Source organism: Pseudomonas sp. P20 (genome assembly GCF_016463925.1).
Classification (GTDB): Bacteria; Pseudomonadota; Gammaproteobacteria; order Pseudomonadales; family Pseudomonadaceae; genus Pseudomonas; species Pseudomonas aeruginosa.
Map to the genome: position 1 here is coordinate 1 of NZ_JAEMVM010000029.1, position 715 is coordinate 715.

At 68.5% G+C, this 715-nt stretch carries 1 protein-coding gene; it reads left to right on the forward strand.

Going from position 1 to position 715, the window contains the following annotated elements:
- The coding region (locus JHD77_RS32500) for an AMP-binding protein (protein ID WP_143200616.1) at window positions 1-715 on the forward strand (715 nt) is incomplete at both ends.

Sequence of the window (715 nt, forward strand, 5' to 3'; positions counted from 1 at the left end):
GTGGGTCCGGAGGTGCGGGTGGCCATCGCCATGCGCCGTTCGGCGGAGATCATGGTGGCGTTCCTGGCCGTACTCAAGGCCGGCGGCGCCTACGTGCCGCTGGACATCGCCTATCCGGCCGAGCGCCTGCGCTACATGCTGGAGGATTGCGGCGCGGCGCTGGTGCTGACCCAGCGCGACGTGCTCGAGCGTCTGCCGTTGCCCGCCGGCTTGGCGAGCCTGGCGGTGGACGATCCGGGCGAATGGCAGGATCGTCCGGAGGGTGCGCCGGAGGTCGATCTGGCCGAGGAAAACCTGGCCTACGTGATCTACACCTCCGGTTCGACCGGCCTGCCCAAGGGCGTGGCGGTATCCCACGGACCGCTGGTGTCGCATATCCGTGCGACCGGCGAGCGCTACGAGACGAGCCCGGCGGACTGCGAGCTGCATTTCATGTCGTTCGCCTTCGACGGTGCCCATGAAGGCTGGATGCACCCGTTGATCAACGGAGCGCGGGTGCTGGTGCGCGACGACAGTATCTGGCTGCCGGAGGAGACCTATGCGCAGATGCATCGTCACGGTGTGACCATCGGGGTCTTTCCGCCGGTGTACCTGCAGCAACTGGCCGAGCATGCCGAGCGTGACGGCAACCCGCCGCCGGTGCGGGTGTACTGCTTCGGCGGTGACGCGGTGCCGCAGGCCAGCTACGAGCTGGCCTGGGAAAGCCTGCGCCCGG